The organism is Neobacillus sp. B4I6, from assembly GCF_050434045.1.
Lineage (GTDB): Bacteria > Bacillota > Bacilli > Bacillales > Cytobacillaceae > Neobacillus.
This window is the reverse complement of the sequence record NZ_JBNPWB010000002.1, coordinates 3,845,208-3,866,914: the sequence shown is the minus strand read 5'-3', so window position 1 is coordinate 3,866,914 and position 21,707 is coordinate 3,845,208. Positions and strand designations below refer to the sequence as shown.

Sequence of the window (21,707 nt, the reverse complement as noted above, 5' to 3'; positions counted from 1 at the left end):
CGGTGAGGGAAATGGATCATTTTAACCGATTAGTTTCCGATCAAATGGTGACGATGGAAAAATTGCTATACCTTCAAGGAGAACTTGAACGTTGTCAACAAATCGAAGAAGAACTACAAACATTGCAGGATGCTACAGACCTTGAAAGTGTTCAAGCTGATATCCGACTGAAGAAAAAAGAGTTGAAAGAGATCCAGACCATTTTTGAAAAGCAGACAGAAGAGGTAATTAATTCCTATCGGGAAATGAACCTAACAGCATCTTTTTAGGTGAAAAAACCAAGAATAACTAAAAAAATTCGCAAATTTTTACAAAGAGCCATTGAAATATGGCTCTTTTGTTTTAAAATCTGTTCCCAACCGTTATAATAATAGAAAATAGGAATTGTACTTTGTTGCCTTTTGTCATTATTTATTTATATATTGTTAAGAATAGGTTACAAAGCGTTCAGGAATGAAGGTAGGGGAGAAACATGGGCGTACCCATCGAAGGTGAACCAATGCAAATACATAGTTATAAGCACAATGGGCACATCCATCGCGTCTGGGAAGAAACAACCGTTTTAAAAGGGACACAAAATTTGGTGATTGGAGGCAATGACCGAACACTTGTGACAGAATCAGATGGCAGGACCTGGATAACAAGAGAACCAGCTATTTGTTATTTTCATTCACAATATTGGTTCAATGTGATTGGAATGATACGTGAGGATGGTATCTATTATTACTGTAATATCAGTTCACCATTTATCTTTGATGGCGAAGCACTAAAGTATATTGATTATGACCTTGATATAAAGGTGTTTCCTGATATGACCTTTAATTTATTAGACGAGGATGAGTATGAACGTCATCGCCGGGAAATGAATTATCCAGCTCCTATCGATCAAATCCTAAAAAGGAATGTTGACAAGTTGATTCAATGGATTCGGCAGCGGAATGGCCCTTTTGCACCAGATTTTATCGATATCTGGTACGAACGTTATTTAACATACAGACGTTAGATGGCAATTAGAATTATATGCGCCTGTTGATTTGATCAACAGGTTTTTATTTGCTTATTAAAGAAGATTCCGAAAGGAGGACCAACTTGAGCAGTATTCGCAGGTATCTTCAATTTGTAAAACCATACCGTTTGCAAGTAATTGGGACAATTATCATTGGAGTAATCAAATTTTCCATTCCACTAATGATTCCGATGCTGATTAAATATGTTGTCGATGACATTGTTGGAAGTCCTACCCTATCCCACGGTGAAAAAATGGATAAACTGATGTTCATTATGGGTGTAATGATAGTAATCTTTGTCATCGTGAGGCCGCCAATCGAATATTATCGGCAATATTTTGCCCAGTGGACGTCCAGTAAAATATTATATGATATTCGGGATACGATGTACACACATATCCAAAAGTTAAGCTTTAGGTATTTTTCAAATACCCGTGCTGGAGAAATTATATCACGAGTTATCAATGATGTTGAGCAAACGAAGACATTTGTCATTTCAGGATTAATGAACCTTTGTCTGGATATAGCCACAATTATTATTGCAATTATTCTTATGTTTTCTATGAATGTTAAGCTGACGTTTGTTTCGATTTTGCTGTTTCCACTCTACGCCTTCTCGATTAGATTTTTCTTTGGGAATTTACGGATATTGACACGTTCGCGTTCACAGGCCCTAGCCGAAGTCCAGGCCTATTTACATGAGCGGGTGCAAGGGATGCCCGTAATCAAGAGCTTTGCGATCGAAGACTATGAACAAGGCCAATTTGATAAGCAGAATAAAAACTTCTTAGAAAAGGCATTACAGCATACAAGCTGGAATGCGAAAGCCTTTTCGGCTGTTAATACGATTACGGATATTGCCCCATTAATAGTCATTGGCTATTCTGCTTACCTCGTCATTCAAGGTCAACTATCACTTGGGACAATGGTTGCGTTTTTTGCCTATATTGATAAGCTTTACAATCCATTAAGAAGACTAGTTAATTCTTCCACCACAATTACTCAATCGTTTGCATCTATGGATCGGGTATTTGAATTTTTGGATGAAAAGTATGATATCGTGGATAAAGCTAATGCGAGAGAATGCAGCGAGGTACACGGGGACATTTCGTTTAAGAATGTTTATTTTTCTTATGAAAAAAAAGAGGAAATGGTTTTGACAAATATTACTTTAGATGTAAAAAGGGGAGAAACGATAGCGCTCGTAGGAATGAGCGGCGGCGGGAAATCCACACTTGTTAGTCTGATTCCCCGTTTTTACGACGTGACCGAAGGAAGCATCACCTTAGACGGGGTAGACATCCGTGAATTTAAGGTTCAAACTCTGAGAGATAAAATTGGTGTGGTTTTTCAGGATAATATCTTATTTAGTGAATCGGTTATGGATAATATTTTATTAGGAAAACCAGGTGCTTCCGCTGAAGAGGTATACATGGCTGCAAAAGCGGCCAATGCCGATGAGTTTATCTTAAATCTCTCAGAAGGGTATAACACCAAGGTAGGCGAACGAGGGGTTAAGCTTTCTGGAGGTCAGAAACAACGAGTTGCGATTGCCCGTGTCTTTTTGAAAAACCCACCTATCTTAATTCTTGACGAAGCAACCTCTGCACTAGATTTAGAGAGTGAGCATGCTATACAAGAATCACTCAAGGAGTTAGCCAAGGATAGGACTACCTTTATTGTTGCACACCGATTGTCAACGATTACTCACGCAAATCGAATTGTCCTGATTGAACATGGTCAAATTGTAGAAGTCGGAACACATGACGAGTTGATGGAGAGGAAAGGAAATTATTACAAACTTTTTCAAGTGCAGCAGTTAGAACAAAAAGAAACCGAAGCAGAGTAATTTGCTTCGGTTTTTTATATATTTTCTTCGTCGATCGAGACTTCATTATGATGATACGAATGGAAGCTTGTAATCAGTGTATCAAGATGTTCTACCTGTTCACCGTAATCAATAATCGAAGCAACAATTTGCATGGTATGATAATGAAGTGGATTATCATGGTCGGTAATTTCTTGCTGGTGGAGTAAAAATAAATCAAATAATTCCTTTTTATTTAAGCAGATCGTATTTTCAGAATTGGCAGGAGGGTTTGGAATTTTACCAATAAATCTAAGCATGAGCTGTTCATGATGGTAAATTAGGCAGTCTAATTGTTCCTGTATCGATTGTTGAAATTTTTCTGGAAGGTGTAATAATTCATTCTCAAAACGATGAAGTCTTTTTAAAGTATCAAGTGCCTTTTTTGCTGCAGAATGCATTTGCCGATAAATAACAAGCTTACGTGATTTTTCCAGACTATTTTTCTTAAAATAACTGCGTTCTTCTTTGTACATACTGTAGAACTGGCCCATTTGAATAATATTCTCTTTTAATTTATCAATATCTGTTTTGAGAAGATTATGATCGAAGTCATGCCGGGTGCTTAAACGGATCCATCTAATAATTTCTTCCGTTGTGCTCGTCATTCTAAAATAAAGTTTATTTTCATACTTTGGCGGCATAAATACTAGATTGACTAAAAATGCAGAAAAGACTCCAATCATGATGGTAGAAAAACGGATCCCGGCAAATGGTATGAAATCGCCACCTGGTGTTTCCATTATGGATATTAACGTAACAAGTGATAAACCAATCGTATTTTCGAGTTTAAGCTTTAAATTAATGCCAATCACAATAATAGCAGCCAAGCCAATGACAATAATATGATTGCCTAACAGAAGTACAAAAACCACTGCAAGTAAAGCACCAATGATATTTCCTTGAATTTGTTCAATGATTGTTAAATAGGAGCGATAAATGGTCGGTTGTATCGCAAATATGGCAGCAATGCCGGCGAATACCGGTGAGGGTGAATGTAATAACTGACCTAAGTAAAGGGATAACACAATGGCAATTCCCGTTTTTAAGATGCGGGCACCTAACTTCATTCCAAATAGTTTCCTTTCAAAAATAAATATATAGTTTATGGCAGCCCCAGGTAACAGTTTTACATCGAAAACAGAACTGGCGCTTTTTCAATCAGCAATAAGTTACTATACATTGATTATCATATATTATCAAGAGAAATAATATGAATTTATATTTCATTTTTTACAGGAAAATGTCATATTAAAAAACGCCCGCTAGAGCAGCGGACGTTACTATTAGTATTCTTGATCATTCTGTTGATACAGCTGGATCTGCTTGTTCTTTGACAGGAAGAACCTGCACAAATTGATTTTCAAGATCAGTTAAAAGTACACGAAGTTGATTAGCTTCGTCAGCCTGACCATTCTGATCAAGCAAGTCAGTATACTTGGTTAATAGCTCGTTTATATCCTGTTTGCCTTTTTCGTTTAGATCAACAACTGAAACCTTAGCTCCTTTTGCAATCCTTCTTTGAATGGCTTCTTTCGTTAATCCCATCTCAGGCTGCTGGCGAATATAGATAACCCCGCCCGTCATTCCTGCACAAATCCATGGTCCTGGGTCTCCCAGTACAAGGCCGCGGCCATTAGTCATGTATTCAAAGGCAAAACCTTTAATATTAGCATTTGAACCAATGTTACCTGCTTCTTTTTCTGGAAGTGGCTTCTTAACAGCACCGCCAATAATTAGGTCAGCACCTGAAAGTCTAATCCCTGCACGTGCATCGGCATTTCCTTGTGCAACAAGAAGACCTTTTTGAGCACCATATCCAAACCCTTTTCCGACGGAACCGTTGTAATAATTGCCATCTTTACCCTTGGATTTTAGGATATAGATATTTCCACCAAAAGAAGTCTTTCCGACACCGTCCTGACCTCCGCCATTCACAGTGATGTCAATTCCTTCACTATTATAAGCACCTAAACCATTTCCAGGAATGGAACCACCCTTATATTTAAGTTGTACGGATGGAAGTTGCTTGTATGAACCATCAAGTCTTCCACGAACACGATGACATGAAACACGGCTTCCTAGCACACGTTGTTCAGAAGTGACACTTACAAATTCGCGAGATGAGTGTAACTGATCGACACTGCCATCAAGATACTCTGCACCCACTGCAACCTGCATTTGAACTTCTTCAATTGATTTAGATGCTTCTGTTTTTGCAAATTGGCTAATTTCTAGCGGCTTTAACAAATAGGAGAGGCTAAGCTGGCCTTGGCCTTTCATTTGCTCTAATAAATCAGAACGTCCAACAGCATCCTGTAAATTGCGAATACCAACCGATGCTGCAATTGTCTTTAACTCTGTCCCAAAGGCTGTGAAGAGATTCATAATTCCCTGCACTGCTAATTCTAATTGGCGTGGAACAAAACGTCGTAAGCCATGATCCTTCGCTTGTGCTTCTGATTCAATTTGTGTCGCGATACCAACATGACAGGTATCTAAATGGCAACCACGGCAAGTCGTACATCCAATTGCCAGCATTGAAAGCGTACCGAAACCAACTCGGTTTGCACCAAGAAGCATGATCTTCATAACGTCCATGGCACTTTTCATACCACCATCAGCCCAGATTTCTACTTTATGGCGAAGGCCGCTTTCAAGTAGGGCATTATGTGCTGCTTTTACACCAATTTCTACTGGTAAACCAACATGCTGAAGGGCATGTATTCTGGCAGCACCAGTACCGCCATCGAAGCCGCTCAAGGTGATAATGTCTGCACCAGCTTTGGCAATACCGACAGCAATCGTTCCGATATTCGGTACAACTGGAACCTTAACAGCAATTTTTGCTTGATCGTTTGCCGTTTTTAATTCAAGAATCATTTGTGCTAAATCTTCAATTGAGTAGATATCATGGTTGTTTGATGGTGAGATCAAATCAGAACCAAGTGTTGCATTACGTGCTTCTGCAACCTTCGCAGTTACCTTTGAACCTGGTAAGTGACCGCCTTCACCAGGCTTAGCTCCTTGCCCAATTTTGATTTCTAATAGATTTGAAGAGTTAAGTAGTTCAGCATTTACGCCAAATCTTCCAGAGGCAATCTGCTGACCTCTTGTTTTTGGATATTTGCCAAGCATATCTTTGATTTCTCCGCCTTCACCATTTAGGCTTATCATGTTTAACCGGTCTGCTCCTTCAGCATAAGCTCTGAATGCTGTTTCATTCTGAGAACCAAATGACATCGAAGAAATAAGAAACGGTAAATCATGGTCCCCAACACGAAGATTAACCTCATCAGGTGAGAGAGATTTATGACTCTTTTTAAGTTGAACTAAATGGCGAATCGTTGTTGGATTCTCCGTTTCTTGTTCGGAGATTTTATCACGATAACTACTGTAGTCACCAGTAGCAGCCACTTCACCAATGGCCTTCCAAATACGTGGGAAGAGATGGAAAGTCTTTCCGACTCTTTCCTTTTCATTATGGTAATCTTCTGCTCTAGACAAAGCATCCATCTTCATGGCTTCAAAATCAGTCTCAAGTTCCTTCGAGCCAAAAAAGTTAACGATGTTTAATAGGCTAGCGATTTCCTCATGTAATCCGATACTTGAGAAAAGGCGGCCGTAACCTCTCAGTTCGTGAATGCCTATTGTTGAAATTACTTTTTCTAATCCTTTTGTCAAAGCACTATATAGATTGGTTAAAGGCTTAGTTGTCTCGTCTTGAACCGTTAAGAACATGTAATATGGGCTAATTAAATCTGCCCCTAATCCAAAAGCAGTGATAATGTCATGAAGTGATCGTATAGCTCCAGAACGTAGAACTAAAGAACAATCCCTTCTTATTTCTGCCTTAACTAGTGCTTGATCAATCGCAGATGTTACTAAGTGCGGATCAATCCAATAGGAATCTTCTTGGTGTGCTTTTGCATCATCAAGAACAAGTAATGTTTTTCCAGCCTGAACTGCTTGAACTGCTTCATTTGCAAGTCTTTCTAATGCAAGCTCTAACTTTTCTTCTTTTTTGAAGGTAGTAGATATAAAGGTTACTAACTTTTGTTCCTGAAAATGGTGGACAACTTGATCAAAACTTGGCTGATCTAAACTTTCAGATAGGCTGTAGCCAGCTTTTCCTTCCAATAATAGAGGAGTTGTTAGTTCGATTACAGTTTCACTATTTTCTTTATTGAATAAGGTTGGACGCTTACCAATAATTACACGTGTGGAAAAGTGTTCTGTTTCACGGTCTCTATCAATAGCAGGATTCGTTACAACGGCAACACTTTCTTTAAAATAATCGGCAATATTTTTACGCTCTGGGTTAAGCGCAGCAAGTGGGGCATCATGGCCAAGTGAACGAATGGGTTCCACACCTTTTTCTGCCATTTGTTCGATTAATTGGATATGATCTCTTTCCCAGCCAAAAGCTTTATATTGTCCATTATGGATTTTGTCAGGATAATTCATTGTAACTGTTTTACCTAAAGCTGGTGGCAGCAAACGCGTTCTCGATTCATTGAAATTTAACTTATCAGAGAAACGAGTATAGACCTCATTCTGAAAACGAGCTTGTTCATATACTTCTAACGTTTCACCGTTCCATTTAAAGCCAACCTTTTCACCTGGTGCTAAAGGCTTCGGATCGTTCGTATATTCGCTTGAAGAAATGATTCCTGGTTCTGAAGAAAACAGATAAGAACTATCAATTTCAAGCATCCAAAGCGGACGAAGGCCAAGAGCATCCACACTAAATACTGCTTCATCTCCAAATCTAGAAATAATACCTGCAGGTCCTTGGGCAAAGTGTCCCCATGCTTCCCTTAAATAGGTATATAGATCTTGGAGATTTTCAGGATATGCCTTAATTTCATTGATAATTGGCGGGAATAAAACATCCATTGCTTCAAATAATGAAAATCCTTCGCGGCAAATTAATGTTTCCATTGTACGGCTTAAATCTTGGGAGTCACTGCCATCTTTGACAAGCGGTACACCAATCATTTTTGCTTCATCACGAAGCTTTGCAATGGTATTAATCTCCCCATTATGCCCGAGAACACTAAACGGCTGTACCCGGAAAAAGCTTGAAAGTGTATTCGTAGAATAGCGATTATGTCCGAGTGTCATGGTTGAAGCAACAAGTGGATTCGCAAGGTCATAATAGTAACGTGGAAGAATATCCCCAGCCCCCATTACCTTATAAACCACATGGTTCTGACTTAGTGAAGCCACATGGACATGCTCGTTTGTTTCTAAATCAACTAATGCATCGAAAAGGGATTTTGATAATTCCTGCCCTTTTTTTGTGGAAAGACAGGCAAATTGCCAAAAAACAGGGTTTTCCTGAATAGCAATGGGACCAAGTGCATAAGTGTCCGTAACCTTATCAGTTTCATAAATTAAATCAAAGTCGTATTTTTCCAACTTCTTAATTAATTCTTGTTTGGTAGTTTCCCAGTTTACCTTTTGACTAATGAAAACATGACCAACAGCAAATTCTTCTTTTTCAGCTAGTGATGGTTCCTGGCCAGCCTGAAGCAATTTTTCTTTCCAAAGCTCGACAGGGATATCGGTATGAATGCCAACGCCATCGCCTTCACCGTTAATAAAACCTGCGCGATGATTCATTGTCACAAGAGCGTCTATACAATCAAATATATTTTTTCTAGTTGGGCTCTTAGTTTTTTCAAGGCATGCGACAATCCCGCAGGCATCGTGTTCTTGTTTATGGAAATCTTTGAAAAGGGAAGGGGTCCATTTTTGTGTCATCTTATTAGGCTTTAGCAGATATCTGCTAAGGCCTCTTTCACCTCCTATGAAACTTAAAGTTTGAGAATATAGTGTTTGTAGTTAGTTTTCGGTTGTTACTTTAACGAGGTATAAAGTTAAAAAGTATATCTAAAAATAATAATTTAATAGTATCATAAGAATTTTCAGAAATCAAATAAATATGCAGTAATTTGGATAAGAAAATAGTGGTTAAAAGGTGTAGGATAAATGAGGGAACATCTTATTGTAAACGTTTTCAAGATGATTTTATAAAAAAAAGGTAGTGATTTCCACTCCCTTTTGTGCATAAAATGTGCATATTTATTCGTTGTTAAGTGAGAAAAATGCATTTCTTACCGCATGTAGAGTTGCTTCAACATCTGCTTCAGTATGAGCGATTGTCAAGAACCATGCTTCATATTTGGATGGAGCAAGGTTTATTCCTTGATGGAGCATATGTTTAAAGAACTTTGCAAATGTTTCACCGTTTGTGTTTTCAGCTTGTACATAGTTTTCGATTTTTTCATTTGTAAAATAAACAGTTAACGCACCCTTCAAACGATTAATGGTAATTTGAATATTATTTTCCTTAGCTGCCTCTAAAATTCCTTCTTCAAGCATCGCACCTAAAGAGTCTAAATAGTCATATATTCCTTCTTGTTTTAAAACCTCTAGACAGGCGATACCTGAAAGGATGGAAGCGGGATTCCCTGCCATTGTCCCTGCCTGGTAGGCTGGTCCGAGCGGGGCAACGGTTTCCATAATTTCTTTTCGGCCACCGTAGGCACCAATAGGAAGACCACCGCCAATGATTTTACCTAACACGGTTAGATCTGGCTGGATGCCTAATAAATCTTGAGCACCGCCGTACATAAAGCGGAAGGCCGTGATGACTTCATCATAAATCACAAGTGCCCCTGATGCATGAGTAATCTCATTAACTTCCTGCAGGAAACCTGGCTTTGGTTCTACAATCCCAAAGTTACCGACAATGGGTTCCACTAATACTGCTGCAATTTGGTCGCCCCATTTAGCTATTGCCTCTTTAAATGGTTCGATATCATTGAAAGGTACCGTTATCACTTCTTGCGCAATACTTTTCGGAACACCCGCAGAATCTGGAGTGCCTAATGTAGATGGCCCCGAGCCTGCTGCAACAAGGACGAGGTCTGAATGACCGTGATAACAGCCTGCAAATTTAATAATTTTATCTCTGCCAGTGTAGGCACGAGCAACTCGGATCGTTGTCATCACGCCTTCCGTTCCTGAGTTTACGAAACGAACTTTTTCCATAGAAGGAATTGCTTCTTTTAACATTTTTGCAAATTTCACTTCATGGGGTGTTGGTGTACCATAAAGGACGCCGCTTTCTGCCGCACGTTTGATTGCCTCTGTGATATGTGGGTGGGTATGACCGGTAATAATGGGTCCATATGCTGCGAGATAATCGATATACTGATTACCGTCGACATCCCAAAAGTAAGCACCTTGTGCGCGCTCCATTACAACCGGAGCACCTCCGCCAACAGCTTTATAAGAACGAGAGGGGCTATTAACTCCACCAACAATGTGTTCAAGTGCTTCATTATGTAATCTTTCTGAATTAATAAATTTCATTTTTTTTCCTCCTTAAATTGCTTCTTACCTATTTTATCACTTTTCTTCTCCCACTTAATCTGTTTTCACTTTTGCGATAATTAATGGGGTGCTTGATTGTTGTTTTATCAACCTCAATTGGCTAAACTAATTCTTTAGGGCATTGTTTCGGGAGGAAAAAATGAAAAATGTGATTGAAGTCAAAAATTTACGAAAAGAGTTTAAGTCATATTCCAGCAGGACAGGTTTAAAAGGGGCGTTTCGGGACTTACTAACAAGAAATTATAAAGTTGTTCCGGCTGTAAATGATATTAATTTTACAGTGAAAAAGGGTGAAATGGTCGGTTATATCGGTGAAAACGGTGCCGGGAAATCAACTACGATTAAAATGCTTACAGGAATTTTAACGCCTTCTTCTGGACAAATCATCGTTAATGGCATGAATCCTCATAAAGAACGGGAACGATTTGTTCAAACCATTGGAGTTGTTTTCGGACAGCGTTCGCAATTATGGTGGGATATTGCTGTTCAAGAATCCTTTCGCCTTTTGAAAAAGGTGTATAAGGTATCAGATGCAGAGTATAACAGCCACATGAATCATGTGATACAAACATTAGATATCGAGCCGCTCTTAGATAAGCCTGTGCGCAAATTATCTCTTGGCCAAAGAATGCGGTGTGAGCTTGCGGCTGCGTTGATTCATAATCCGCCACTATTGTTTTTGGATGAACCGACGATTGGCTTAGATGTACTCGTTAAGTTGAAAATTCGTGATTTTTTAAAAGAAATCAATGAGAAATATCAAACGACAATCCTCTTAACCACCCACGATTTAACCGATATTGAGGCATTATGCGAGCGGGTGATTATGCTCGATGAAGGTAAGGTTATTTATGATGGTGCGCTAAAGAATCTCCAGGAGAAATGGGGCGAAGGAAAAGAACTTCAGTTTCAGTTTCTAGAGAAGGTTGGAATTTCTGCCGTGCAAAATCTCACCAGCGGAATGCCTATTAAGTGGGACCTTGACGAAAAAAAGCAAATCTTTACCGCCACACTTGATGATAATGATGAACTTATTTCACAAGTAATTGCCAAAGTAGTAGCTGCATTTAAAATTAAAGATATTAAAATAAACGAAACATCTACAGAAGAAATCATTCGAAATATTTATGAAAAGGGTGCAGTATAAGTGGAGAAATACCTTGAAATGATTAGAATCCGCTTTTTAATGATGCTTGCATACCGTACCAATTATTACACAGGAATTCTAATCTATAGCATTAACATTGGGGCCTATTATTTTTTATGGTCGGCGATTTATGGTTCTAAGGAACATATTGTTGGTTTATCTGTCACTCAGATGACCACATATGTAGCGGTCTCCTGGATGGCGCGAGCATTTTACTTCAACAATCTTGATCGTGAAATGGCATTAGAAATTATGGAAGGTAAAGTGGCTATTGAATTAATCAGGCCCTATAATTATCTTGGTATGAAAACGATGCAAGGTCTGGGGGAAGGGATTTTCAGGTTATTCTTTTTTTCTGCACCGGGAATGATCATTGTTTACTTCGTCTTTCCTATTAAATTCACCTGGGATCCAAGTGTCTGGGGATTGTTTGCGCTCTCCATCCTGTTAAGTTTTTTTATTAATACGGAACTAAATTTATTAACTGGGATCACTACTTTCTTCTTATATAATAACTCTGGGCTAATTCGGGCAAAACGTGTCGTTATTGATTTATTTTCAGGGCTGCTACTGCCGATTAGTTTTTTTCCAGGCTGGGCACAGGATGTGATGAAATTTCTTCCCTTTCAAGGAATCAGTTATTTTCCCAGTATGATTGTTACTAAAGGTTTTTCCCATACCCAGGCACTAGAAGCAATTTCTCAACAATTTGTTTGGGTAATCATATTATTTTTTCCAATCCAAATTCTTTGGATTTTGGCGAAGAAACAACTGATTATTCAAGGGGGGTAAGAGTTGTTTTATATATCTATGTTTTTTCAATATATATCTCAATATTTAAAAACGAGACTTCAATATCGAGCAGATATATTTGTAGAGTTTTTCTCTGATTTACTATCACAAGCAATAAACCTTATTTTCATATTGGTCGTCTTTGGACATACCAATTTGTTAAATGGCTGGAACAGGGATGAAATCATATTTATCTATGGATTTTTTCTAGTACCTTCCGCAGTCTTTTCTGCCTTCTTTAACATTTGGGATTTTAATGAGCGCTATATCGTAAAGGGAGAACTGGATCGTATCTTAACTAGACCGATACACAGTCTCTTTCAAATAATTCTTGAACGAATTGAATTGGAATCATTGTTAGGGGCATTAACAGGACTTGCTGTCATGTTTTACGCGGGGAGTCGGTTGGGACTGGAAGTCCATTGGTTCGATCCAATCTTGTTTATTGTTTTTGTCCTCGGTGGGGCATTGGTTTATGGTGGAGTTTTCATCATGATCGCCTGCATTAGCTTTTGGGCAGATGCGCGTACATCTCTTATGCCGATGATGTACAATATTAGCAACTATGGCAGGTACCCAGTTAATATCTATAATAAACTAATTCGTTTTGTACTAACATGGGTGATGCCATTTGCCTTTGTTGGTGTTTATCCTGCTGCCTTTTTCCTTGGAAAAAAAGAATGGTTTTGGTATTCGTTTTTAACACCTGTGATGGGAGTTGTTTTTTTCGTACTTTCCGTAATGCTTTGGAATCAAGGGGTAAAAAAATACCGAGGTGCGGGCAATTAACTAGAATTTGATATTTTATTGGTCAAGCGTGCATAGAAATTAAATACCAGATGTTAAAATAGAGGTGGTCTGTGGTGTTTTTTTTCTTGCTTCCAATCGTCATCTTTTGCATCTTTATGAGTTTAAGGACGCTTTTTATACCAAATACCGTAAAAGGTAAATTGGTATCAATTGATAATTTTTTGTATTTAGGTTCTGTGTATTTGACTGTCATTATTGGTTTTGGTCTTATTTATTTGCTTTTTGAGTTAATCGGAATGTCATTATTGATAGAGGTAAATAATCAAAACAAAAATATTTTTGAAACAAGCTTTTACTTTAGTGCAATGACCTTATTTTCAGTTGGGAATGGCGATGTCATTCCACATGGGATAGGAAGAATCCTTACCGTTACAGAGGCGTTGATCGGTTATACACTACCTGCTGCATTTGTTGCCCGCGTTGTTTTTGATCGGGAAAAGTAAGTTAGCGATGCAGGATAGTTGTTTTGTCAGCCGGGATTTTGCTACGCTAATGATAAGGAATAATTTACAATGGGAGTGGTAGGGATGACTGTTGAAATCGGAATGCAGGTACCGAATTTTGAGTTAGAAGCCAATAATGGCGAAACAGTAAATCTTTCAAAATTTCGGGGCACAAATGTTGTTATTTATTTTTATCCAAAAGACATGACTCCGGGCTGTACAACCGAAGCATGTGATTTTCGGGATCAAATTCAACAATTTACTGAGGTAAATGCCGTGGTTTTAGGAGTTAGTCCGGATCCGGTTGACCGCCATCAGAAATTTGTAGAGAAATATGGTTTGCCATTTTTGCTACTTGCAGATACGGAACATCTTTTAGCGGAAGCATTTGGAGTTTGGCAGTTAAAGAAAAACTTTGGGAAAGAATACATGGGTATAGAAAGATCTACTTTTATTATTGATAAGGAAGGCAAACTCGTCAAAGAATGGAGAAAGGTCAAAGTTAAAGGTCATGTAGAAGAGGCTTTATCATACATACGAGAACAGTTAAGCTGATCTGCTTTCTGAAGCCTATTTTGCGCAGAAAAGGCATTTGTCCAATGCAAGAAACGTTAGATTGAATATCATTTTATTAGGGCATACCTCCTCAGATAAACTTTGGGTCCATAGTGGCCCCTTTTTTTATGGAAATAAAAAGGAATATGGGATTTATCATGAAATAAGTTCTATGCTTGGGTTTGCGGTGAGTCATTTAATAAAATTTCCAAGGGAAAGAAATAATTGATAATATTTATCATAAAATACAAACAAACATGGAAAAAGGAAATAACATTTCCCGTTAATGAGATAACAATATTGACAAAAGTACAAATTACTTAGTAAAATTAATTATAACAATTACAATCTAAGAATACTTTTTAGAAAGAAGGTGCATGGCGATGAATCAGTTAAAAGAAGCGTTGGATACCTTGAAAGAAACAGGTGTACGGATTACTCCGCAGCGTCATGCGATACTTGAATATTTAATAAACTCGATGTCACATCCTACCGCAGATGATATTTATAAAGCTCTAGAGGGAAAATTCCCTAATATGAGTGTGGCGACAGTTTACAATAATTTACGAGTATTTCGTGAAGTGGGTCTAGTGAAGGAATTAACTTTTGGAGATGCCTCCAGCCGTTTTGATTTTGTAACATCCCATCATTATCATGTGATATGTGAGAAGTGTGGGAAAATTGTTGACTTCCTTTATCCGGGCCTAGATGAAGTGGAGCACTTAGCATCGCATGTGACCGGCTTTAAAGTCGAGAATCATCGTATGGAAATTTACGGTACTTGCCCTGAGTGCGCAAGTAAAGAAGTGCATTAAATAGGATCGCGGCTGATTTTAGAAAAATCAGTCTTTTGCTGTAAATAAAAGAGGAAGAAGTAATCCATGGCAGCTATTCTGCAGATTGGTTTACTTCTTCCTCTTTTTATTTTTAGGATTTTTTATTATAGGACTCATCGAATTCCTTGCCTATTAAATTAGGGTCAAGGGTTAATGGCTCACGACAATACATACACATATCCACTCTACCAAGCATTTTAGTATGCTTACCGCAGCTTGGACATTTTACTTGGATGGATTTTGTAGAAAGCATTCCAATCCAAAAATAAACAATAGTACTGGCAATAATAAAAAGAAGGCCTAAAATCATAAAAATGGTCATAATAAGTGGTGAAGATCGAAAAAAGATACCACCATACATAACAATGAAACCAATGAAAATTAACGATAATGCAAAGGTACGAATTTTATTTATTTTACTCGAATATTTTGCCATGTAACTCCCTCCTAGAGAAAACTATACCATATTTATAAATAGAAAAGAAAAGTCTACGTAGAAGAATGTCGAAATTTGTCTTTGAATAAAGAAGGAGATTTGTTTTCCTTGTCGAACTTATATTGCTACCTGAAAAAAATGGAGGAATGAAGATGGAAGACATCCTTCGGCCTATTTATCAAGAAAGGGCGAGCCAATTAAATACCCTTGGAGTATTAATGGTACAAAAAAAACAAAAGTTAAGCCACATAACAGATTCATTTGATGAAATTCTCTTAGTTCTTGTCAAAGAAGCGGATCAGCCGCTATTCATTAAGCACTATACTTACTACGATAAAAAGGCAGCAATGCATATCATCACAGAAGCGCAGTTGCAAGAGTGGTTATTATTAGGATCGAATCGGAAAATATTTGAATGGCTTCATGAGGCAAAAATCATTTTTGATCGAAACGAATACGTAGCCAATTTAAAAACGGAATTGCGAGAATTTCCTTTTAACGGACGCAAAATAAAAATGGGTTTAGAATTTGCCAAATTGATTCGGCGATATGTGGATGGAAAAGCTTTGTTTGAAGGTCATCAGTTTTTAGATGCATACAACTATGTTGTCCATTCGCTGCACCATCTTGCCAGGTTAGCCATATTAGAAAATGGACTCCATCCAGAACTGACTGTTTGGAATCAAGTAAAACAGATTGAACCAGAAATTTTTAAACTATACGAAGAACTTGTCTATAGCGAAGAAACGCTTGAGAAAAGACTTGAGCTGCTGTTCCTTGCGAGCGAGTTCATGATCCATTCGAGAACAAATATTGGGACAGTCCATTTGTTAGATATTCTTAGTCGTAAGGAAATTTGGATGTTTAATGAAATTATGAGTGAAGAAGAGTTGCTCCCATACTCAGTCGATTTGGGTGTGCTTCTTGAATATTTAATTGATAAACATTTGATAGAAGTAGTTAATATTGAAACGAAGGGCCAAGGGGTTTTTCATAGAGGTTATCGACTCAATAAAAAATTATCTTAAAAAAACAATAAAACCTATTGACCTTTTCGTTGTTACTTGGTATATTAATAACCGTCGCTGAGAAACAAACTAAATGATGTTTTCGTAAGTGACGGTTTAAAAAAAGTTATTGACACTTTCAAATGCTTTGTGTTATATTAATAAAGTCGCTTACGAGCGAATGAGAAATTGATCTTTGAAAACTAAACAAACAAAATCGTGCAAACAAACAAAATTTTTTAGTTTCAATTAAGAAACTAAGCCAACGTAACAAATGAGCTAATCAACTTTCTTGGAGAGTTTGATCCTGGCTCAGGACGAACGCTGGCGGCGTGCCTAATACATGCAAGTCGAGCGAATCAATAGGAGCTTGCTCCTGTTGGTTAGCGGCGGACGGGTGAGTAACACGTGGGCAACCTGCCTGTAAGACTGGGATAACACCGGGAAACCGGTGCTAATACCGGATAATCCTTTTCCTCTCATGAGGAAAAGCTGAAAGTCGGTTTCGGCTGACACTTACAGATGGGCCCGCGGCGCATTAGCTAGTTGGTGAGGTAACGGCTCACCAAGGCAACGATGCGTAGCCGACCTGAGAGGGTGATCGGCCACACTGGGACTGAGACACGGCCCAGACTCCTACGGGAGGCAGCAGTAGGGAATCTTCCACAATGGACGAAAGTCTGATGGAGCAACGCCGCGTGAGCGATGAAGGCCTTCGGGTCGTAAAGCTCTGTTGTTAGGGAAGAACAAGTACCGGAGTAACTGCCGGTACCTTGACGGTACCTAACCAGAAAGCCACGGCTAACTACGTGCCAGCAGCCGCGGTAATACGTAGGTGGCAAGCGTTGTCCGGAATTATTGGGCGTAAAGCGCGCGCAGGCGGTCCTTTAAGTCTGATGTGAAAGCCCACGGCTCAACCGTGGAGGGTCATTGGAAACTGGGGGACTTGAGTGCAGAAGAGGAAAGCGGAATTCCACGTGTAGCGGTGAAATGCGTAGAGATGTGGAGGAACACCAGTGGCGAAGGCGGCTTTCTGGTCTGTAACTGACGCTGAGGCGCGAAAGCGTGGGGAGCAAACAGGATTAGATACCCTGGTAGTCCACGCCGTAAACGATGAGTGCTAAGTGTTAGGGGGTTTCCGCCCCTTAGTGCTGCAGCTAACGCATTAAGCACTCCGCCTGGGGAGTACGGCCGCAAGGCTGAAACTCAAAGGAATTGACGGGGGCCCGCACAAGCGGTGGAGCATGTGGTTTAATTCGAAGCAACGCGAAGAACCTTACCAGGTCTTGACATCCTCTGACACTCCTAGAGATAGGATTTTCCCCTTCGGGGGACAGAGTGACAGGTGGTGCATGGTTGTCGTCAGCTCGTGTCGTGAGATGTTGGGTTAAGTCCCGCAACGAGCGCAACCCTTGATCTTAGTTGCCAGCATTCAGTTGGGCACTCTAAGGTGACTGCCGGTGACAAACCGGAGGAAGGTGGGGATGACGTCAAATCATCATGCCCCTTATGACCTGGGCTACACACGTGCTACAATGGATGGTACAAAGGGCTGCAAGACCGCGAGGTTTAGCCAATCCCATAAAACCATTCTCAGTTCGGATTGCAGGCTGCAACTCGCCTGCATGAAGCCGGAATCGCTAGTAATCGCGGATCAGCATGCCGCGGTGAATACGTTCCCGGGCCTTGTACACACCGCCCGTCACACCACGAGAGTTTGTAACACCCGAAGTCGGTGGGGTAACCGCAAGGAGCCAGCCGCCTAAGGTGGGACAGATGATTGGGGTGAAGTCGTAACAAGGTAGCCGTATCGGAAGGTGCGGCTGGATCACCTCCTTTCTAAGGATAAAGCTGGACCTGTGAGCCAGACAAAACAGTTTGTGACACGATCTTTGTTTGTTTAGTTTTGAGAGTACAATTCTCTCAAAGCTTTTTTTAATCGTTCTTTGAAAACTAGATAATCGTAATGAAGAAGTCAATGTAAGAACCGAGTCAATGCCAATTTCTTATTTAAGTAAGAAGAAACAAACCTTTTAGGTTAAGTTAGAAAGGGCGCACGGTGAATGCCTTGGCACTAGGAGCCGATGAAGGACGGGACTAACACCGATATGCTTCGGGGAGCTGTAAGTAAGCTTTGATCCGGAGATTTCCGAATGGGGGAACCCACTGTTCGTAATGGAACAGTATCTTTACCTGAATACATAGGGTAATGAAGGCATACCCGGGGAACTGAAACATCTAAGTACCCGGAGGAAGAGAAAGCAAACGCGATTCCCTGAGTAGCGGCGAGCGAAACGGGACATAGCCCAAACCAAGAGGCTTGCCTCTTGGGGTTGTAGGACACTCAACATGGAGTTACAAAGGAACGGGGTAGATGAAGCGATCTGGAAAGGTCCGTCATAGAAGGTAAAAACCCTGTAGTCGAAACTTCGTTCCCTCCTGAGTGGATCCTGAGTACGGCCGGACACGAGAAATCCGGTCGGAAGCAGGGAGGACCATCTCCCAAGGCTAAATACTCCCTAGTGACCGATAGTGAACCAGTACCGTGAGGGAAAGGTGAAAAGCACCCCGGAAGGGGAGTGAAATAGTTCCTGAAACCGTGTGCCTACAAGTAGTTAGAGCCCGTTAATGGGTGATAGCGTGCCTTTTGTAGAATGAACCGGCGAGTTACGATCCCATGCAAGGTTAAGTTGAAAAGACGGAGCCGCAGCGAAAGCGAGTCTGAATAGGGCGTATGAGTATGTGGTCGTAGACCCGAAACCAGGTGATCTACCCATGTCCAGGGTGAAGTCCAGGTAACACTGGATGGAGGCCCGAACCCACGCACGTTGAAAAGTGCGGGGATGAGGTGTGGGTAGCGGAGAAATTCCAATCGAACTTGGAGATAGCTGGTTCTCTCCGAAATAGCTTTAGGGCTAGCCTCACGTAGTAAGAGTCTTGGAGGTAGAGCACTGTTTGGACTAGGGGCCCTCATCGGGTTACCGAATTCAGACAAACTCCGAATGCCAAAGACTTATCCGTGGGAGTCAGACTGCGAGTGATAAGATCCGTAGTCAAAAGGGAAACAGCCCAGACCACCAGCTAAGGTCCCAAAGTATACGTTAAGTGGAAAAGGATGTGGAGTTGTTTAGACAACCAGGATGTTGGCTTAGAAGCAGCCACCATTTAAAGAGTGCGTAATAGCTCACTGGTCGAATGACTCTGCGCCGAAAATGTACCGGGGCTAAACGTATCACCGAAGCTGTGGATTGACATCTCTGATGTCAGTGGTAGGAGAGCGTTCTAAGGGTGTTGAAGCTAGACCGTAAGGACTGGTGGAGCGCTTAGAAGTGAGAATGCCGGTATGAGTAGCGAAAGATGAGTGAGAATCTCATCCACCGAATGCCTAAGGTTTCCTGAGGAAGGCTCGTCCGCTCAGGGTTAGTCGGGACCTAAGCCGAGGCCGAAAGGCGTAGGCGATGGACAACAGGTTGATATTCCTGTACCACCTCTTTATCGTTTGAGCAATGGGGGGACGCAGGAGGATAGGGTAAGCGCGCTGTTGGATATGCGCGTCTAAGCAGTTAGGCTGAGAAGTAGGCAAATCCGCTTCTCGCGAAGGCTGAGCTGTGATAGCGAGGGAAATTTAGTACCGAAGTTCCTGATTCCACACTGCCAAGAAAAGCCTCTAGCGAGATAAAAGGTGCCCGTACCGCAAACCGACACAGGTAGGCGAGGAGAGAATCCTAAGGTGAGCGAGAGAACTCTCGTTAAGGAACTCGGCAAAATGACCCCGTAACTTCGGGAGAAGGGGTGCTTTTTGAGGTGAATAGCCTCGAAGAGTCGCAGTGAATAGGCCCAGGCGACTGTTTAGCAAAAACACAGGTCTCTGCGAAGCCGCAAGGCGAAGTATAGGGGCTGACGCCTGCCCGGTGCTGGAAGGTTAAGAGGAGGGGTTAGCGCAAGCGAAGCTCTGAATCGAAGCCCCAGTAAACGGCGGCCGTAACTATAACGGTCCTAAGGTAGCGAAATTCCTTGTCGGGTAAGTTCCGACCCGCACGAAAGGCGTAACGATCTGGGCACTGTCTCAACGAGAGACTCGGTGAAATTATAGTACCTGTGAAGATGCAGGTTACCCGCGACAGGACGGAAAGACCCCGTGGAGCTTTACTGTAGCCTGATATTGAATTTTGGTACAGCTTGTACAGGATAGGTAGGAGCCTGAGAAGCCGGAGCGCTAGCTTCGGTGGAGGCGTCGGTGGGATACTACCCTGGCTGTATTGAAATTCTAACCCGCACCCCTGATCGGGGTGGGAGACAGTGTCAGGTGGGCAGTTTGACTGGGGCGGTCGCCTCCTAAAGAGTAACGGAGGCGCCCAAAGGTTCCCTCAGAATGGTTGGAAATCATTCGCAGAGTGTAAAGGCACAAGGGAGCTTGACTGCGAGACCTACAAGTCGAGCAGGGACGAAAGTCGGGCTTAGTGATCCGGTGGTTCCGCATGGAAGGGCCATCGCTCAACGGATAAAAGCTACCCCGGGGATAACAGGCTTATCTCCCCCAAGAGTCCACATCGACGGGGAGGTTTGGCACCTCGATGTCGGCTCATCGCATCCTGGGGCTGTAGTCGGTCCCAAGGGTTGGGCTGTTCGCCCATTAAAGCGGTACGCGAGCTGGGTTCAGAACGTCGTGAGACAGTTCGGTCCCTATCCGTCGTGGGCGCAGGAAATTTGAGAGGAGCTGTCCTTAGTACGAGAGGACCGGGATGGACGCACCGCTGGTGTACCAGTTGTTCTGCCAAGGGCATCGCTGGGTAGCTATGTGCGGACGGGATAAGTGCTGAAAGCATCTAAGCATGAAGCCCCCCTCAAGATGAGATTTCCCATAGCGCAAGCTAGTAAGAACCCTGAAAGATGATCAGGTTGATAGGTCAGAGGTGGAAGCGTGGTAACATGTGGAGCTGACTGATACTAATCGTTCGAGGACTTAACCAATTTATAAGGCATACTCGTTTTACAAACTTCTTCTGCATTATCTAGTTTTGAGGGAATGAAAAAAAAATAATTTTCCTCTTGAAAAATATGAAAAAGACATTATAATAAAATAGTGTCGAATAAATGGTCTGGCAATTATGGCGAGAAGGTCACACCCGTTCCCATACCGAACACGGAAGTTAAGCTTCTCAGCGCCGATGGTAGTTGGGACATGCGTCCCTGTGAGAGTAGGACGTTGCCAGGCTGTAATACTATTATTCCGCAGTAGCTCAGTGGTAGAGCTATCGGCTGTTAACCGATCGGTCGTAGGTTCGAGTCCTACCTGCGGAGCCATTATGGAGAGCTGTCCGAGTGGCCGAAGGAGCACGATTGGAAATCGTGTAGGCGGGTAACCCTGTCTCAAGGGTTCAAATCCCTTGCTCTCCGCCA

At 41.2% G+C, this 21,707-nt stretch carries 14 protein-coding genes, 2 tRNA genes and 3 rRNA genes; 15 read left to right on the top strand and 4 right to left on the bottom strand.

Annotated elements, in window-relative coordinates; genetic code table 11:
- The first annotated feature begins 11 nt into the window (after positions 1-11).
- The 3 genes from QF028_RS21295 (at position 12) to QF028_RS21285 (ending at position 2,856) form a co-directional block, all read left to right on the top strand.
- Entirely contained in the window at positions 12-269 is a 258-nt protein-coding gene (locus QF028_RS21295; protein ID WP_214717005.1) for a YgaB family protein, read from the top strand.
- A gap of 203 nt (positions 270-472) precedes the next feature.
- On the top strand, positions 473-1,003 hold the full coding sequence (gene ntdP, locus QF028_RS21290; protein WP_088085870.1) for a nucleoside tri-diphosphate phosphatase: 531 nt from the start codon (positions 473-475) through the stop codon (positions 1,001-1,003).
- An 86-nt stretch (positions 1,004-1,089) separates the two neighbouring features.
- Entirely contained in the window at positions 1,090-2,856 is a 1,767-nt protein-coding gene (locus QF028_RS21285) for an ABC transporter ATP-binding protein (protein ID WP_429468522.1), read from the top strand.
- A gap of 14 nt (positions 2,857-2,870) precedes the next feature.
- Here QF028_RS21285 and QF028_RS21280 read toward each other — a convergent pair whose 3' ends face one another.
- From QF028_RS21280 to QF028_RS21270, 3 genes are all read right to left on the bottom strand, one after another.
- Positions 2,871-3,944, bottom strand: a complete 1,074-nt coding sequence (locus QF028_RS21280) for an FUSC family protein (RefSeq protein ID WP_214998173.1) — start codon at positions 3,942-3,944, stop codon at positions 2,871-2,873.
- Positions 3,945-4,173: 229 nt separating this feature from the next.
- On the bottom strand, positions 4,174-8,643 hold the full coding sequence (locus QF028_RS21275) for a glutamate synthase-related protein (protein WP_429468519.1): 4,470 nt from the start codon (positions 8,641-8,643) through the stop codon (positions 4,174-4,176).
- 321 nt (positions 8,644-8,964) lie between these two features.
- Positions 8,965-10,260, bottom strand: coding sequence for a glutamate-1-semialdehyde 2,1-aminomutase (locus QF028_RS21270; protein WP_429468517.1), 1,296 nt, complete (start codon positions 10,258-10,260; stop codon positions 8,965-8,967).
- A gap of 160 nt (positions 10,261-10,420) precedes the next feature.
- Here QF028_RS21270 and QF028_RS21265 point away from each other — a divergent pair, with 160 nt between their 5' ends.
- From QF028_RS21265 to perR, 6 genes are all read left to right on the top strand, one after another.
- Positions 10,421-11,428, top strand: a complete 1,008-nt coding sequence (locus QF028_RS21265; protein ID WP_429468514.1) for an ABC transporter ATP-binding protein — start codon at positions 10,421-10,423, stop codon at positions 11,426-11,428.
- Positions 11,429-12,220, top strand: coding sequence for an ABC transporter permease (locus tag QF028_RS21260; RefSeq protein WP_214998169.1), 792 nt, complete (start codon positions 11,429-11,431; stop codon positions 12,218-12,220). It begins immediately after the preceding gene.
- A 3-nt stretch (positions 12,221-12,223) separates the two neighbouring features.
- The gene (locus QF028_RS21255) at positions 12,224-13,009 is read left to right on the top strand and encodes an ABC transporter permease (RefSeq protein ID WP_098929927.1); all 786 of its coding nucleotides are present in this window, start codon (positions 12,224-12,226) and stop codon (positions 13,007-13,009) included.
- A 71-nt stretch (positions 13,010-13,080) separates the two neighbouring features.
- Positions 13,081-13,473 carry an ion channel gene (locus QF028_RS21250; protein WP_214998168.1) on the top strand — a complete coding sequence of 131 codons (393 nt, stop codon included), beginning with the start codon at positions 13,081-13,083 and terminating at the stop codon, positions 13,471-13,473.
- Positions 13,474-13,557: 84 nt separating this feature from the next.
- On the top strand, positions 13,558-14,028 hold the full coding sequence (gene bcp / locus QF028_RS21245; protein ID WP_410889550.1) for a thioredoxin-dependent thiol peroxidase: 471 nt from the start codon (positions 13,558-13,560) through the stop codon (positions 14,026-14,028).
- A gap of 377 nt (positions 14,029-14,405) precedes the next feature.
- Positions 14,406-14,843, top strand: a complete 438-nt coding sequence (gene perR, locus QF028_RS21240; RefSeq protein WP_168242311.1) for a peroxide-responsive transcriptional repressor PerR — start codon at positions 14,406-14,408, stop codon at positions 14,841-14,843.
- Positions 14,844-14,955: 112 nt separating this feature from the next.
- Here the strand turns inward: perR and QF028_RS21235 are convergent, their stop codons facing one another.
- Complete coding sequence (locus QF028_RS21235; RefSeq protein WP_214998166.1) at positions 14,956-15,300, bottom strand: YgzB family protein; 345 nt, start codon at positions 15,298-15,300, stop codon at positions 14,956-14,958.
- Between the two features lie 152 nt (positions 15,301-15,452).
- Here QF028_RS21235 and QF028_RS21230 point away from each other — a divergent pair, with 152 nt between their 5' ends.
- From QF028_RS21230 to QF028_RS21205, 6 genes are all read left to right on the top strand, one after another.
- Positions 15,453-16,328, top strand: a complete 876-nt coding sequence (locus QF028_RS21230; RefSeq protein WP_429468509.1) for a nucleotidyltransferase-like protein — start codon at positions 15,453-15,455, stop codon at positions 16,326-16,328.
- A gap of 268 nt (positions 16,329-16,596) precedes the next feature.
- Positions 16,597-18,146 (top strand): 16S ribosomal RNA (locus QF028_RS21225).
- A 197-nt stretch (positions 18,147-18,343) separates the two neighbouring features.
- Positions 18,344-21,278, top strand: a 23S ribosomal RNA gene (locus QF028_RS21220).
- A 127-nt stretch (positions 21,279-21,405) separates the two neighbouring features.
- Positions 21,406-21,522 (top strand): 5S ribosomal RNA (gene rrf / locus QF028_RS21215).
- The 16S, 23S and 5S rRNA genes sit together here with 2 tRNA genes alongside, the layout of an rRNA operon.
- Before the next feature lie 14 nt (positions 21,523-21,536).
- Positions 21,537-21,611 (top strand) — tRNA-Asn (locus QF028_RS21210).
- Positions 21,612-21,615: 4 nt separating this feature from the next.
- Positions 21,616-21,707: transfer RNA gene (locus QF028_RS21205), tRNA-Ser, on the top strand.